This is a genomic window from Candidatus Thermokryptus mobilis (assembly GCF_900070205.1).
GTDB classification, from domain to species: domain Bacteria; phylum Bacteroidota; class Ignavibacteria; order Kryptoniales; family Kryptoniaceae; genus Kryptonium; species Kryptonium mobile.
This window is the reverse complement of record NZ_FAOO01000014.1, coordinates 1-15,882: the sequence shown is the minus strand read 5'-3', so window position 1 is coordinate 15,882 and position 15,882 is coordinate 1. Positions and strand designations below refer to the sequence as shown.

The window sequence follows — 15,882 nt, the reverse complement described above, 5'->3', positions numbered from 1 at the left end:
GCGCGCCCGGCAGGATTCGAACCTGCAACCCACGGCTTAGAAGGCCGTTGCTCTATCCTTTGAGCTACGGGCGCGCAAGCAATAAAAATATAAAATTTTTAAAAGAAATTTGCAAGTTTAAATTGCTTATAATAGTTTCCAACAGACTTCCCATAAGCATTAAAAGTATTGACCCTATAGAGTTTCAGAAAAGCCCCGGTGGCTTGGTATCGGCCATAGAGACATTTATTAAAAAAGCAAGTTTATCCTCCTGGCTATGGATAGGTTGGCCTGGTACTAGCCTACCAAAAAGAGAAATGCAGAGGATAAATGCTCATCTTTTCCAAGAGCACAACTATGTGCCGGTTTATGTACCAGAAAAGCTTATGGAAAAGTTCTACAATGGCTTTTGCAACAGAACTTTGTGGCCACTCTTTCACAGCATGCCTGCGCTCACAACTTATGAGAAGACCGCATGGGAAAGCTATTTAGAAGTAAACAAGATATTCTTAGAAGCTATTCTGGAAAACACTCAAACCGATAAAGAAATTTACATATGGATACATGACTACCATCTTATGCTACTGCCAGGTATGATAAGGAATGTTCTTCCTGAGGCAAAGGTGGGTTTTTTCCTGCATATACCCTTTCCGCCACCTGAGGTTTTCGCTCAGCTACCTTGGAGAAGGGAACTTCTGGAAGGTCTTTTAGGAGCTGATTTGATAGGTTTTCACACCTATGAATATACTATAAACTTTTTAAGGAGTTTATCAAGGGTACTCGGTATAGACCACACCCTTGGAGAATTTGAGCATGTAGGTGTGTATCAGGCTTACAAGCTGGTAAAGAACAAATACCCGTGTCAGCTTGTGCTGGTGGGCTCTTATGCCAGCGATGACCCAGAGGGGGAGGAGGTTTACAGGGAAGTCCTAAACATCACTTCAGATGATAAAGATGTTTTTGTGTTGAATCTCCCCCCTAACAGTCACATTGAGGTAAATGCCTTTCAACGCTCTGCATATGTAGTATTTCAGAAGTCTATAAGGGAAGGTTTTGGTTTAGTTGTTTCGGAAGCGATGTGGAAAGGAAAACCTGTGATAGGTAGCAATGTTGGGGGCATAAAGAGACAGATATTGGATGGTATAAATGGATTTTTGGTTGATTCGTCGGAGGGCGCGGCTCATAGGGCAAGGCAGCTACTTGCTAACAAGGAGCTAAGAGATAGGATGGGATTTTATGCCAAGGAAACAGTAAAGCACCGCTTTTTAATAATAAGACATTTAAAGGATTACATAGCGTTGATGCATCGGATGATAAATTAGTATTATACCATTCCCCTTCCGTAGAAAAGCAAACGATTGGCATTATACATTTCCTCCGTCTTCTCAGTATACAGGGAATAAAACAGATAAGCATTAGAGCTGGCGGTGGGATTTGAACCCACGCCCTGCTGATTACGAATCAGCTGCTCTACCGCTGAGCTACGCCAGCTTTTTACAAATTTAACATTTTAAATCTTCAAAAACAAGTTTTATCTAAATCAACCTATGCAAAGGTAAAAAATCGCTTTGTAAAATTTTACTTGATTTCTTAAATTAAGGATGCAAACAAACCTACTTAAAGGGAGGTAAAATTTATGTCTAAAAAACCAAATGGAACAGCGAGTTCGGTTCGGGAAAAGTCCCCGAAGAAAATGGAAAATGGTTCAATTGGTTCGGCTCGGGAAAAGTCCCCGAGGAAAAAGTTAATCAATGAATCAAAGTATTCAATGGAGACCCACCTCATTTATGGTCGTTCATTCACACCGAAATGGGAGTATTCGCATCATGTTGTTCCACCTATTTCAGCTTCTGCGACATTTCGCCTTGAATCTGCTCAAAGGGGAGCGCTTGGATTTTTGCGCTTCGCTCACACAATTAACGATGAAGAAGTTGAACTGAAAGCTCCGATTTATATTTATGATCGTCTCGGTGAACCGAACAAAGAAATGCTTGAGGAATATCTCGCTTATGCTGAGCAAGGTGAATCAGCCGTTACTTTTGCATCTGGAATGGGTGCTGTGTCAGCTGTTCTTGGAATTTTGACAAAGGCAGGCGATGAAATCATCGCTCATAAACTTTTATATGGTTGCACATATGAACTTTTAACATACTGGTATCCGAGATATCAAATTACGACAAAATTCGTTGACCTTCGTAATACTTTAAATCTTAAAAAAGCGATAACGCCGAAGACAAGGATTGTTTATTTTGAAACACCTGTGAATCCAACACTTGAATTGATTGATATTGCTGGTGTATCTGAGATCGTTAGGGAGGAAAATAAGAAGCGTAAACCGAATGAAAGGATTTATATCGTTGTTGATAATACATTTGCCACTCCTTTCTGTCAGCGACCTTTAATGCTCGGAGCTGACTTTGTGGTTCATTCGCTGACGAAAAACATCGGCGGTTTCGGCACAGATATGGGTGGAGCCGTCATCGGTCCAAAATGGAGCAGGGATCAACTTTTGCTTTATCGCAAGGACTTCGGTGGGGTTTTAGGAACTAAAAGTGCCTGGGCAATCCTTGTATATGGTTTGCCAACACTTGCTCTTAGAGTTCGCCAGCAGGAAAAAACAGCACTTGAAGTTGCGAGATATCTTTGTTCGCATCCGAAAATTCAGTATGTAAGCTATCCCGGATTACACACTTTCCCACAATATGAACTTGCAAAAAAACAGATGGTTGATTATGAGGGAAACTTTGCTCCAGGGACTTTGATTTATTTCATAGTTAAAGATGAATCCCCAGAGGGAAGAAGACGGAAGGCAGAAAAACTGATAAATTATCTAGCTAAAAACGCTTACACTATAACTCTGGCTGTGAGCTTGGGGAATATAAGGACATTGATTGAGCATCCCGGGTCAATGACTCACGCTACAATCCCAGCAGAGGAACAATTGAAAAAGGGAATTGATCCAGGTGGTATAAGGTTATCAATTGGACTGGAGAAAGTTGATGATATAATACTTGATTTGAGCGAAGGGCTTGCTCGTATTTAAAATGAAATTGGGTGAAAAAATTGCCTCTCTTGCTGAAGCCGGAAGTTTTCTCAAATTTTGATGCTATTCTTGCAGTTATGTCAACAAAAGATTTGAATTTAAACTTTACTGACAACGCAAATCCCGAGCTTGTAAAAGAAAACAGGAAAATTTTTCTCGCCCAGATTGGCGTTTCCGAGGAACAACTTGCTATCCCAAAACAAATACATAGTGCGAATTTTTGTGTTGTAAATTCCCCGGGAATTTATGAAAGTTGTGATGCTTTAATGACAAATAAAACGGGTATTTATCTTGTTGTAAGCGTTGCGGATTGTGCTCCTGTTTTTGTCTTTGACCCGGTTAAAAAAGCGATCGCTTTAATTCATTGTGGTTGGAGAGGTGCAAAGGAGAAAATAGTTGAAAAAACTATTTATGGTATGTGGGACTCATTTGGTTCAAATCCTTCCGATATGATTGCTTACATTGGTGCTTGTGCATCTGTTTGTTGCTATGAGGTTGATTTTGAATTTGAAAAATTTTTCAACCCAAGATTTTTAAGATTTAAGCGGGATAGGAAATATCATTTTGATTTGAAAGGTGAAATTTACGCTCAGCTTGTTAATTCGGGCGTTAAATTTTGGAATATAAGTGTTAGTAAGCATTGCACGATTTGTGAGGATAAATTGTTTCACTCTTACCGAAGGGATGGAGATAAATCAGGAAGGATGTGGGCAGTGTTCGGGCTTAATAGCTGAACACTGCCTCTACTCTTCTAATTTCCGGGGCTTCTCTTATGATTATCCTTTCAATCCCTGCTCTTAAAGTCATCATTGATAGTGGGCACGAGCCACAAGCACCAATCAATTTTACTTTCACTATATTGTCATCAGTAATTTCAACGAGTTCAACATCTCCACCGTCAGCCTTTAAATAAGGTCTTGCGATTTCAAGTGCTTTTAAAACCCTTTCTTTCAAATTTTCTTTATAAGTCATAATTTGATTTGAATTTTTGGGATCGCTTGTTGTTTGAAGCTTTGTATGCTAACCTGTGCAGCGAGTTTCTTGGCTATCTCTCTAATTATCTTCGCCTCCTCGCTTTCGGGATAGGCAATTGGAACGGGTTTTCCTAAATCACCGCTTAATCTAATTCTTGTGTTTATTGGTATCTCTCCGAGAAAAGGAACATTGAATTTTTCGCTTGCTTTTTTACCTCCGCCGTGGTCAAATATATCGTCCCTTTTTCCGCAATGCGGGCAGATGAAGTAACTCATATTTTCAACTATTCCAAGTATTGGGACATTTACGCGTTGAAACATCTTTATTGCCTTTCTAACATCAGCAAGAGCTACATCTTGTGGCGTTGTCACTATAACCGCACCTGTGAGTGGTAAAGTTTGAACAAGTGTCAATTGAATATCACCTGTCCCGGGTGGCAAATCAAAAATTAAATAATCTAAGTCACCCCATTCAACATCTGTCATAAATTGTTTCACCGCTCCGCTTGCGATCGGTCCTCGCCAGATTAATGCGGTATCAGGGTCGTCAAGAAGTAATCCAATTGAAATAATTTTTATGTTGTACTTTTGGACGGGCAAGATTTTCTTCCCATCAGGAGCTAGTCCTGGCTTTTGATCTATACCAAGCATAATTGGGACATTTGGACCGTAGACATCTGCGTCAATTAATCCAACTTTTGCCCCTTCAAGTGCGAGGGAAACCGCAAGATTGACAGCAACGGTTGATTTACCAACCCCACCTTTACCGCTTGCAACAGCAATGGTATTTTTGACATTTGGAAGAAGCGCATCTTTTTGTGGATTTAAATGTTTGGGAACTTGCGCGGTCATCTCAACCTGCACATTGTCAAAACCGAGTTTCTTTATCCTCTCAATCGCTTCATCCTTTAATCTATCGCGAACTGGACAAGCTGGCGTTGTTAGTTCAATTCTGACATAAACTTTGTTTGAATCAACTTGAACATCTTTTACAAAACCAAGTGAAACAATATCGCGGTGAAGGTCGGGGTCTTGAATTTGTTTTAATGCCTCAATGATTTCATCTGTCTTGCTCATCGGTGAATTTGGATTTATTTTAAAGTTAGCATTCCAAACTTAATAACAAATGTTTAAAAATCAAAGTTTTCTAACGAAAAGTGAGTATCGTTTCGTAATCAAAATTTCAGCAAAGTTAAATTGGCTCAAAATTTTCTTAACATTTTCAAACTCTTCTTTTCTCTCACTTTTATCTTTAGATGTTTTTTCAATTAAAACGAGAGCATCTTTTACATTACGCAGTTGATCGGCAATTTCATTAAAATCGCTTCGCTTTATCTCAATCCATTTTATTGAATGGGAAAGTTTTTTAAATGAGTAAAAAGTAAGTTGCGGGTTCATCCCTTCGGTTGAATGTGGAGTGTAAAGATAAAAAATAGTTTGATAATTTGAATTGTCAATGAAATTAGCCACTTTTTCGGCGCCGTCGTTAAATCGTTCATAATCGGTGAAAATTATCGTCTTAAATACGACGAAAGTTGAAAGCGATAAAGTGACGAAAAAAATAAAATCATTTAGTGATTTTACCTTTGACTTGACAATTGAAACTAAAAATGGTGAAATCACAAGCGAAATTAAAAATAAAGTCGTCTGTGTTATTGAGAAATTGCTGATGTGAAACTTCAAAAATTCTTTGACGCCATTTCTTAAATTCTGACTTGAAGACCAAATAATTGAAATTAAAACAGTTGAAAGTGCAAGCGAGTTTTGTTTTTTCTCGGTGAGCTCAACTATATAAACCGAGGAAATTATAACTGCCGGTATAAAAGAAGGCAGGGTGTAGGTTGGTATCTTCGTTTTTGAAATTGATGTGATCAAAAAAGTAGTCCAAAACCAGGATTGTAAAAGTAATTTTTTGCTGTCCGTTGTTTTAAGTTTTTTCAAGTTCTCAAATAAATCAAAGAAAACCAGAACTACAGGAGGAAATTGTACAACCAATTGATTCAAGATATAAAAATAGCCAAGCTCCGGAATATTACCTTCAACGCCTTCGGATAACCTTTCAATGATGTGAAACTTAAAGAAAGTATTAATAAAGTTTCCGCCGTGGATTTTTAACATAAATATATGCCAAGGTGAGGCGAGAATTAAACCTGTAAGAGTTAGTGTTGCAATCTGTGATAAAATTTCTTTGAATTTGACATTCTTTCTTATCAACTCAATGAATAGGAAAATGGAGATGGTTATAATAGCAAAGAAGCCGACGATTATTTTTGTCATCAAAGCGAAGCCGAATGAAATTCCTGAAATTAAAATATATCTTTTCCTTCCGCTACTTAAAAATTCAAGATAAAAGTAAATTGACAGGGTGATGAAAAAGATATATGCGATGTCAAGTTGTCCCTGTCTTGAATAAAAAATAAAAAGATAAATTGAACCGAGAAAGGGGATGGAGATTAGCGCAGATTTTCTGTTGAAAAATTTTTTTATAAGTAGATATGTCAAAACTAAACATAGAGATGAAAAGAGGGCGGAAAAGAAACGGCTTGTGAATTCGTTTATCGTGAAAAATTTATAAAGCAATGCAGTAAGCCAAATGTAAAGGGGTGGATGTGAAGATGAATACAAGCCACCATCCGCATAATCGGTTTGATCTAACCAGCAGTTGAAATAGTAAATTGCTTTAGCCCTTACCGCATATAAGGCTTCGTCCCACATTTGAATTTCTTTGAAGCCAAGATTATAAAACCTGACAATTATAAAGAAGGATAAGAGAAGAAAGGGTAAAAATTTTTTGAGTTTTCCCATATTTTCTCTTTTATTTTTCAAAGAGTGCATTTATAAATGACTCTGGGTCAAAAGGTTGTAGGTCGTCTATATTTTCACCGACGCCGATAAATTTAACGGGTATTTTAAGTTCATTTGCAATTGCAAAGACAACGCCACCCTTTGCTGTCCCGTCAAGTTTCGTTATTATAAGCCCAGTTATGCCCAAAGCTTGATGGAATTGTCTTGCTTGCTGGATTGAGTTTTGTCCTATCGTTGCATCAAGGACAAGCCAAATCTCATCAGGAGCTCTTGGTATTAGTTTTTGAATAACTCTTTTGACTTTTTTTAGTTCCTCCATCAAATTTGTCTTTGTATGTAGTCGTCCAGCGGTATCAATTAAGACGATATCAATGTCCCTTGCTAATGCAGATTTAACGGTATCAAATGCTACGGCTCCTGGGTCTGAACCTTTTTGTTGTTGGATTATATCAACGCCTGCTCTTTTGGCCCATATTTCAAGTTGCTCGTTCGCTGCTGCTCTGAAAGTATCGCCAGCTCCGATTAAGACCTTTTTCCCCCTTGACTTGAAATTATAGGCAAGTTTACCAACGGTTGTTGTCTTTCCAACGCCGTTGACACCGACGATCATTATAACAAATGGCTTCCTATCCTCGGGGATTGAGAATGGATCAAAATTTTGTGAATCAAACGGCGATTTCAAAATTTTTTCAAGTTCATCTTTCAAAGCGAATTTTAATTCTTCTGGCTGAGTTAACTTCTCAATTTTTACCCTCTCCTTTAATTTTGAGATCAGTTCAGATGTCATCCAGACTCCAACATCAGCCCCGATCAAAATTTCTTCAAGGTCAGTGAAAAATCTTTCGTCAATTGTCCTTGAAGTGTTTAGAAGGTTTGAAATTTTATCAATTAGGTTGTTCCTTGTTTTTGTTAAGCCGTCTTTTATTTTTTGAAAGCCAATTTTGTCAAGTATCCCCATAAAAGTTAAATCTGTTTTATTTTCAAGTGCTCAAAAAATCTTCTACCATATACATAGAGTGAAGCAAAAATCATAACGACGCTTATAAAGATAAATAAGTTAAGCAATAAACCTTTTGCTTTCAGCATAGCAAGAGCTATCACTAATGCAATTGATGTGACAGTGTATTTACCGAGTTTATTTGATGGCAGAACAAATTTTATTTTTGAGCTTAAATATGCGCCTGCTGCTAAAATTATTAAATCCCTTCCTATCACAATCCCAACATACCAAATTGGTAGATCACCCTGTTGAACCAAGCTTAAAACGATCAATCCAATGCATACTTTGTCAGCCAGTGGGTCAATAATTTTGCCAAATTCTGTTATTTGATTGAATTTCCTAGCAAGATAACCATCCGCCAAATCGCTTAAATACAAACTTAACATAAAAAGTATTGAAATTGCTCTGTTCAAAGTCAATTTTAAGCCATATTGCTCAAATACAATTTCGCCAGAGTCGTTTGTCAGGAAATAAATTGTTGGGATTAAAATTATGAAACGACTGAAACTAAGAAAGTTTGAGATGTTGAAAATTTTTTCCCGCATACTTAATCAAATCTTTCAGTTGCGTCCTTTATGTGCATTTCGTGTTCATATTTTTCTGGTTTCTCGTCAATGGGTGTTGGATAATTCCCTGTGAAACAAGCTGTGCAGAAACTTAAATTTTTCGGGGCGGATTCAAGGAGTTTCTCAACCGAGAGATAACCAAGCGATTCAACTCCAAGTTCTTGTCTTATGGCTTCAACATCACCATTTAATCTTGAGGCTATCAATTCTTCTTGCTTTGGGAAGTCCATCCCGTAGTAGCAGGGGAATTTTATCGGTGGCGAGGCAACCCTGAAATGAACTTCTCGTGCTCCAGATTCTTTTATCAACTTGACGAGCGCCTTTGATGTCGTCCCACGAACGATTGAATCATCAACTATGACAACCCTTTTGTTTTCAAGGACACCTTTGACGGTGTTGAATTTAACTTTAACTTTTAATTCCCTCATATTTTGCTGAGGTTGAATAAATGTCCTTCCAACATAATGACTTCTTATCAAGCCGATTTCAATTTTAACATTATTTCCAAGCTTATTGCTTTCGGTGACAAATCCAAGAGTTGCGGTGTTGCTTGAGTCAGGGACATTTATAACTATGACTTTGTCGTTTTCCGTTGATTGTGGGGCAGGATGTTCGTGAGCCAAAAGTTTGCCAAGTTTTCGCCTTACTTTATCAACATTTTCCCCAAAGATTTTGCTGTCTGGTCGTGAAAAGTAAATAAACTCAAAAATACAAAAAGCTTGTCTCTCAACTTTTTTATCAATCCAATACGATTTCAACTTACCAGTTGCGATGGTCTCATCATCAATTACAAGTATTTCGCCGGGGAGAACATCACGGATATACTTGGCATTTATCAGATCAAAGGCGCATGTTTCAGATGCAATTACATAAGCCCCATCTGGCATTATCCCAAGTGCAAGCGGTCTAAATCCATATGGGTCACGCACAGCTATGAGTTTATCATCCGTTAGTATGACAAGCGAATACGCCCCCTCAACTTGACTTAAAGCATCTTTTATTTGTTCAATTTGATCCTCTTTTTGACTTTTTGCTATAAGATGCAAAATTATCTCTGTGTCCGTTGATGATTGGAAAATCGTTCCTTCTGATTGAAGCTTATTTCGTAGAGTTCTCGTGTTTGTTAAGTTACCGTTGTGAGCTATTGCAAGGTTTCCATTTTTGTAATGTACTACGAAAGGTTGAATGTTTGACTTGTTTAACGCACCCGTAGTTGAATACCGATTGTGACCGATTGCGGAATCCCCCTTTAAATGCTCGTTGATAATTTTTTCATCTTTGAAAACATCTGCGACAAGACCGATACCTTTGTGATAATTAAATCTCGTCCTCCCAGTTAAATCATCCCTTTCACAGGATACTATTCCTGTTGATTCTTGTCCCCTGTGTTGAAGTGCATAAAGTCCGTAATATGTTATAAGCGATGCTTGGGGGTGTCCGTAAATTCCAAATATACCGCACACTTTAAATTATCCCTTTCTTTCCGACTCTTATATGGTTTGAAAAAATCCATGGCTTGCCGTTGAAATATGACTCAACTCTATAAACACCTGTCTCACCAACTTCATAAATTAATTCGTTATTAAATGTTTTCGTTATCACTTCTCCATTTCTTAAAAGAAAAGTCACCGTATCGTTAGATATTTGTGGCAATTTAATTTTCAATTTAATTGGGTTCTCATCAAGTTCAATGTAATCACCCATTTGATAAATATTGCCGTTTTTTTCAGCTACAAATCTAAAACCTCTTGGGTCAGCGAAGTAGGAGTAAGTCGTGAAGCATCTTCCGTTTTCAATTGCGGAGAAAATTTTACGCTTATATATTTCAAAATTTTCCTTTTTGCTTTTATCAATTGGTTCATCAAGTAGGACATGCGTTCTTATGCCTCTGAACATGACTTTGTAGGGAAAAACTTCTACTTCAAATAGTTGCCAAATTTTATATTTATGTCCGTGGGCGTCTACCCCACCTATACCGACGACTCTTCTCTTTCGGGATAGTTCATCCCAGCGTTTTAGTGTTTCTGGGTAAGGTCCGTTTAACGATTTTAGTGGGTGAATAAATCTGCGAAATTTATTTTCCTGTGTTAATCCCTCAACCCATTCAGACATATGGTTCCATATCTCAATCCCTGTAAATCCGTCAACATCCCATGCGTTCCAAGGATAAGGAGGATATTCGGGGAAACTATTTCTTCTTTCATCTGGATGTGCTATTATGCCGATTCCGTTTAAATTTTTTATTTTCTCAACATATTCCCTTGCTGATTTATTCGGATAAAAAACCTCATCAACGCCAAAAACAAGATAATGGTTTTTATCATCTGGGTCGTTCAATTCGTAGCCAATTATTATCATCGTATCGCCATACCAACCTTCATATCCATCATATTTCGGTTTCAAAGTATTGTGATCAGTCATCATCACGAAGTCAAGACCAAGTTCGCTTGCAGATTTTGCTATTTCAGGTATCGTTCCAGTCCCATCTGAATAAATTGAATGGACATGGATGACGCCGATGTATTCAAACATTATTTTTGGCTGATGTATTTTTCAAGCAAGATGTTTTTCTCAACGATGTCATCTGTCTTAACAATTTTAACGCCTTCAGAACTCCATTTTTCAATGAGTTGTTTTCCTCTGTCTTCATAAATTGGTTTTGCTGCGTCTTCAACAAGATAGATTTGATATTTTCCTCTTTTTAAAAATCCTTCAATTGCATACGCATCGCATACATCAAGGGCAACGCCGAAGACGACTATTTCCCTTGGGTTTATGATTTCAAGCACAGGGTCAACATTTGGGTTTGAAAAGACATCAAACTTTTGCTTGCGGAAAATTATCTCTCCAGTATGATTTTTAATCATCCCTTCAAGTTCTTTCTCGGTATATTTTTTGCTGTCAATCCATAGCGGATTCAGTGGTTTTGTGGCATCAATCCGTTCCCAGCCGGGCGTTCCCTGTAAGCAGTGCGGTGGAAATGTATTTAAATAATCGGGATTGTCGGAGATTTCCTCATCGTTTAGGGTATGATAATCAGCCGAGCCCATGATTTGAATCTCATTCTTTCTCGCATAGTCATAGAGTTTTTTCAAGTTCGGTATAATCTCTTCGGCGTTTGGCACATAAAGCTTGCCGTCTTTCATCATAAAATCATATTGTGTATCAACATCCCAGAAAATTATTTCTCTAATCATGGCGCACCTCCATATTATTTTTCATTTTTCAAAAATTAAAACAAGTCAAAACACTCTATTGTTTCCTTTATGATTTCATTCTCATTCCGTGTTCCTCTCGGTCAAGTATCCAGCCAGCGATTTTTCCTTCATTTATCGTTTTGAAATCCTCCCAGTACTCCCTTGTCCTGACATATCTTGAGCTTGTGTCAGTAGCGGGAATTAAGTTGACCTCTTCCATTATCTTTTGGAATCTCTTCTTCCAAATTTCCATATTTTCTGGTCTTAAATCAACCCAGCCATCATAAGCCCATTGATTGATTTTTTCCGGTGTAATTTCTACTTTATTTTCGCCTCTATAAGGTGGGATTTTGATTTCGTTTCCACGTATTAGAGTTTCACCGTCAGGCATAAGGATTGGAATTCCGATTGAGATTATTTGCGATCTTAATTTTTTGTTTGTTTTAATTATTTCTTCGCATTTTTGGCTCATATCTTTTGGATTTTGTTTCGCTGCGTTCTCAATGCTTCCGTATGCGAGTTTTAGAAGGTGTGCCTCGTATAAAAGTTTTGTCAATCTTGGTGGTCCAAGAAGTTCAAATGCAACACTTTCAACGCCGTATTTTTGTTCAAGCTCTCTCATTCGTTTCAATGCTGTTTCCGTAAGGAAGCCTGCTCTATATGTTGGTTCAAGCGTGGCATGGTCAAGGGCGTTGATTATATCGTGACCGGTGTTTCCACCTTTGATTTCAAAGACAACGACCTCGGCTATTTCTTCAGGGGTGACATATTCCATTTGACCTGGTGTTGATAGCGTTTCAAATTCAGCTCTTGAGAAGAGCCCGTTCTCACCTGTATCAATGAAGACGGAATGAAGTGTCTCGTTCAACTTTTCAAAATTATCCTCCGTAATTTTTAACTCAATTATTCCATTTAATTTGAATGCTTTTTCAGGTGGGCAATCAATTAATTCAATTGGTCTGCCTTGTCGTTTAATTTCACCAAAACCAATTTTTTTCCACGCAATCGCAGCTGTTGGCTTTATCTCTTTTGTAATCGGAGCGTCTGGCGTCCTCCCCATCAAGAAAAGAAGAAGTGTATGAGCTCCAGCAACGGCTGACTTGCTAAGTAAAACTTTTGAAGGTCTTTCCTCGCTATGTGTATAAGGTATATTCAGTCCCATTCCACCTGTTCCGCTCGTCCCAATTTTAACATATATTTTCGTCCCAACCTCTTGCATAGAGCGATAAAGTATTTGAACATGTCTTATCAACTGTGGAACATAAAGCGTCGCAAGAAGTCGTTCCGTTACCTCAATTAAAGCTTCTTTATCTTTCGTATTATCACTCGCTTTAAACCTATCAATTGCTTGCATAACTTCAATGCTCGTTGTGAAGATATCTTGATAAGCAATAGCAGTTGCGGTGTTGATGCAATCAATTATTATCTCTGGGGAAAACCTGTTTAAAAGTTTGTATAAGGCGGATTGTTTCAAGGTGTCCTCAGTTAATTCTCCGAGGATATCATTGATTAAAACTCTGCGATATTCAGGATTTGAGAGTATTTCCTCACGGCTCATGTCTTTGAATTCATCGCGGACGAAGATGTTGCCCCACCATGGGATGAAAAAATTTCTGTCATATTCCGGGAATTCCTTTCTCAAAGCTTCAACTGCTTCTTCAGCTTCCCACTGTTTGAGGGAAGCAATGATTACATTTCTTGGTTTTTCTTGAACTATTCTCCTTGTGACGGCTGAGCCCACAAGCCCCCAAGCTCCAAGGATTAGAACTGATTTTCCTTTGATATCCATAGGAATGGCGTGGTTTAGTTTTTGTTGCAAAATAATTTATGTATGAAAGTTTAAATTTCCAAAGTTTCCCTGTATGAAATTTTTGATAAGGGCGTGGGCTTGCTCTATGAACTTTTGACAAAAAAATTTGAATTTTTTAAATTAACGACAGGAAGAAAAGATATGGGTTGAGATATGAAAATTAAGTTTATTACCCTTGCGTTTCTCTTTTTCATCTTCTCATCCTGCAAGAAGGAGTTTTCAAATCCATTTGACCCTGAATCGCCAAATTATGAATATCCATCTGCCAGATTAATTTCAGCGCCAGGTGAGGATGAAACGATTACATCCGGGAGTGTTACTTTTTCTTGGGAGGGGAATTCGGACATAAACTTGTTCAGATATAAACTTGTTGGTTATAGGGGTAATGATTCAATTGTTTATCAGGACTGGACGAATTGGTCAAAGGCGAAACAAGTTACATTTGATTATCTTGATGACATAAGGTATGTTTTTAGGCTTCAAACTAAGTATGAGGACAGAGATGAGGTTTTTGAGTTGAGCCGTTCTTTTAGTGTTGATTGGATAAAGGGTCCGACTTTGAAATTTTTCAGATTGAGAAATGATGTTTCAAGTGGGGATGAGTTTAGTGTTGAGGTTTGGCTTGAGGATGTTCAAAGTTTTAAAAGTGGTAGCTTCAAGGTCGGGTTTAACCGCAACTTTTTGAGGTTTGTTGGGGTTCAAAGGGGTAGATTTGCTCAGGAAAATCGGCTTGAGCAGGTGATAGTTCCTGATTTTGGTGTTCAAAAAGTGATAGATGAAGCAAACACTAAAGGTGAGGTGGAGATAACAACTGGGGTTATGCTTTCTTCGCTTCTTATCCGACTGATTTACCTTATTTAAGTGGAAGTGGTGATATAGTTGTTTTAAGGTTTAGGGGAACTGCCTTAGGTCAGAGTTTTCTTAATTTTTCGGATGTTAACATTTTTGATTACTCTGGGAATAAGATATCCATACAGGAGGCAACAAGGGGAGTTGTAAATGTAAAATAAAGAGGGAGGTTATAGCCATGAGGTTTTTAAAGATATTTTCTTTTGTTTTAGTTTTGTTTTCTTTTTCATTTTCACAGCAAAGGGGGATTGGGTTAAGAGAGAGTGGAAGGGTTGAGCTTAAATCATTTTACAGGGAGTCGTGGGCTGTTTTGATTGGTATAAACAATTACATCAAAGCTCCGAAGTTAAGGTATGCTGTTAGGGATGTTGAAGAATTTATGGAAGTTTTGGTCAACTATTATGGTTTCAAGCGAGAGAATATCATAAAGTTAATTGATAGGGAAGCTACGAGGGAAAATATAATGAGGGCTTTTGAAAGGATTCGCTCTGTAGCGGATAAAGATGACAGAGTTTTGATATTTTTTGCTGGTCATGGGATAACTGTCACACTTCCAGATGGTAGGGAGAAGGGATATATCCTTCCTGTTGATGGTTCGCAAGATGAGTTGATAACGAGTGCGATTTCAACGGATCAGTTAAATGAGATAAGCCAGTTAATAAGGGCAAAGCATTTGCTTTTTATAATGGATGCTTGTTATGGTGGTTTGATATTTGCGCGTGCGCAGCCAATTTCACCAACTGCGCTTGATTATCTTGAGATTATATCAACAAGGAGGGCAAGAAAGGCGCTCACAGCTGGAGGTAGAGACCAAACAGTTTTTGATACCGGTCCTGGTGGTCATAGTGTTTTCACATATTATCTTATTGATGGACTGAAGAATGGTAGTGCTGATTTAAATCGTGATGGCATGATAACAAGCGGTGAATTAAATGAATATGTTGCTCCCCGTGTTACAGCTGAATCAAACAGGGCTCAAACGCCTGAATATGGGATACTTGCTGGTGATATGGGGGGTGATTTTGTTTTCATACCTGTTGGTGCGATTGTTAAAATGTTTGATGTCTCAATTGAATCTGAACCATCAGGTGCAGATGTTAAGATAAATGGACAAGCCTATGGGAAAACACCTCTTAATTTGAGATTGGAACCCGGGAGATACAATATTGAGATATCAAAGCAAGATTATGAGACATTTATAGATGTTTTTGAAGTCGGTGAGTCATTTGATAATTCTTTCCACTATCGGCTTGAACCTGCTTTGGTTTCAATTTACATAAAGAGCGAACCTGGTTTTGCTGATGTTTATATTGATGGGACTAAAGCAGGGACAACCCCATCTTATTTTAAAGTTCGTAAAGGTGAACATGATGTAATTGTTATGAAACAAGGATATAGCGAACTAAGGAGGAAAATTTTTGTATACTCTGATACAACGATAAGTGTTAATCTTGAGAAACTTTTAGCTACGGTATTTATTAAATCAAGTGTTCCAGATGCTGATGTTGTGATAAAGGATAAGGAATACGGAACTTCAAAGGCTTTTAAGATGGAAGGGGATGAGCTTAAAATTGAGCTTCCTTTTGGAGCTTATACTATAAATGTTTCAAAGGAGAAGTATGTAAGTGTTGAAAAGAGTTTAGATATAAATTCCGCTTC

At 37.9% G+C, this 15,882-nt stretch carries 14 protein-coding genes and 2 tRNA genes; 5 read left to right on the top strand and 11 right to left on the bottom strand.

Features of this window, described 5'->3' with window-relative positions; all coding sequences use genetic code 11:
- Position 1: 1 nt before the first annotated feature.
- Positions 2–74: transfer RNA gene (locus FKZ43_RS08935), tRNA-Arg, on the bottom strand.
- Between FKZ43_RS08935 and FKZ43_RS08930 the strand changes: the two genes are divergently transcribed.
- The gene (locus FKZ43_RS08930; RefSeq protein WP_219916518.1) at positions 60–1,301 is read left to right on the top strand and encodes a trehalose-6-phosphate synthase; all 1,242 of its coding nucleotides are present in this window, start codon (positions 60–62) and stop codon (positions 1,299–1,301) included. The genes FKZ43_RS08935 and FKZ43_RS08930 overlap by 15 nt on opposite strands.
- Before the next feature lie 97 nt (positions 1,302–1,398).
- Here the strand turns inward: FKZ43_RS08930 and FKZ43_RS08925 are convergent.
- Positions 1,399–1,470, bottom strand: a tRNA-Thr gene (locus tag FKZ43_RS08925).
- 145 nt (positions 1,471–1,615) lie between these two features.
- On the opposite strand from FKZ43_RS08925, the gene FKZ43_RS08920 reads away from it, so the two are divergent.
- Positions 1,616–3,022: a trans-sulfuration enzyme family protein gene (locus FKZ43_RS08920; protein ID WP_235894728.1), complete on the top strand. Its 1,407-nt coding sequence runs from the start codon at positions 1,616–1,618 to the stop codon at positions 3,020–3,022.
- Positions 3,023–3,042: 20 nt separating this feature from the next.
- Positions 3,043–3,756 carry a peptidoglycan editing factor PgeF gene (gene pgeF / locus FKZ43_RS08915; RefSeq protein WP_140945544.1) on the top strand — a complete coding sequence of 238 codons (714 nt, stop codon included), beginning with the start codon at positions 3,043–3,045 and terminating at the stop codon, positions 3,754–3,756.
- On the opposite strand, the gene FKZ43_RS08910 is transcribed toward pgeF, so the two are convergent.
- The 9 genes from FKZ43_RS08910 to FKZ43_RS08870 form a co-directional block, all read right to left on the bottom strand.
- Positions 3,746–3,994, bottom strand: coding sequence for a NifU family protein (locus tag FKZ43_RS08910; RefSeq protein ID WP_140945543.1), 249 nt, complete (start codon positions 3,992–3,994; stop codon positions 3,746–3,748). The genes pgeF and FKZ43_RS08910 overlap by 11 nt on opposite strands.
- Positions 3,991–5,091, bottom strand: a complete 1,101-nt coding sequence (apbC, locus tag FKZ43_RS08905; protein ID WP_268904469.1) for an iron-sulfur cluster carrier protein ApbC — start codon at positions 5,089–5,091, stop codon at positions 3,991–3,993. The genes FKZ43_RS08910 and apbC overlap by 4 nt, the downstream gene beginning before the upstream one ends.
- 42 nt (positions 5,092–5,133) lie before the next feature.
- A complete protein-coding gene (locus FKZ43_RS08900) occupies positions 5,134–6,801 on the bottom strand; it encodes an ArnT family glycosyltransferase (RefSeq protein ID WP_181180318.1) in 1,668 nt (555 codons plus the stop codon).
- Positions 6,802–6,811: 10 nt separating this feature from the next.
- The gene (gene ftsY, locus FKZ43_RS08895; protein ID WP_140945540.1) at positions 6,812–7,759 is read right to left on the bottom strand and encodes a signal recognition particle-docking protein FtsY; all 948 of its coding nucleotides are present in this window, start codon (positions 7,757–7,759) and stop codon (positions 6,812–6,814) included.
- A 5-nt stretch (positions 7,760–7,764) separates the two neighbouring features.
- A complete protein-coding gene (locus tag FKZ43_RS08890; RefSeq protein WP_140945539.1) occupies positions 7,765–8,346 on the bottom strand; it encodes a CDP-alcohol phosphatidyltransferase family protein in 582 nt (193 codons plus the stop codon).
- 2 nt (positions 8,347–8,348) lie between these two features.
- Complete coding sequence (purF, locus tag FKZ43_RS08885; protein ID WP_140945538.1) at positions 8,349–9,830, bottom strand: amidophosphoribosyltransferase; 1,482 nt, start codon at positions 9,828–9,830, stop codon at positions 8,349–8,351.
- 1 nt (position 9,831) lies between these two features.
- Positions 9,832–10,899: a PHP domain-containing protein gene (locus FKZ43_RS08880; protein WP_140945537.1), complete on the bottom strand. Its 1,068-nt coding sequence runs from the start codon at positions 10,897–10,899 to the stop codon at positions 9,832–9,834.
- Complete coding sequence (locus FKZ43_RS08875) at positions 10,899–11,564, bottom strand: cysteine hydrolase family protein (protein WP_140945536.1); 666 nt, start codon at positions 11,562–11,564, stop codon at positions 10,899–10,901. The genes FKZ43_RS08880 and FKZ43_RS08875 overlap by 1 nt, the downstream gene beginning before the upstream one ends.
- Positions 11,565–11,631: 67 nt before the next feature.
- Complete coding sequence (locus tag FKZ43_RS08870) at positions 11,632–13,353, bottom strand: Rossmann-fold NAD(P)-binding domain-containing protein (protein WP_140945535.1); 1,722 nt, start codon at positions 13,351–13,353, stop codon at positions 11,632–11,634.
- Positions 13,354–13,527: 174 nt separating this feature from the next.
- Between FKZ43_RS08870 and FKZ43_RS08865 the strand changes: the two genes are divergently transcribed.
- Both FKZ43_RS08865 and FKZ43_RS08860 read left to right on the top strand, forming a co-directional pair.
- On the top strand, positions 13,528–14,235 hold the full coding sequence (locus FKZ43_RS08865; RefSeq protein ID WP_140945534.1) for a hypothetical protein: 708 nt from the start codon (positions 13,528–13,530) through the stop codon (positions 14,233–14,235).
- 166 nt (positions 14,236–14,401) lie between these two features.
- The coding region (locus FKZ43_RS08860; RefSeq protein WP_140945533.1) for a PEGA domain-containing protein at positions 14,402–15,882 on the top strand (1,481 nt) is incomplete at its 3' end.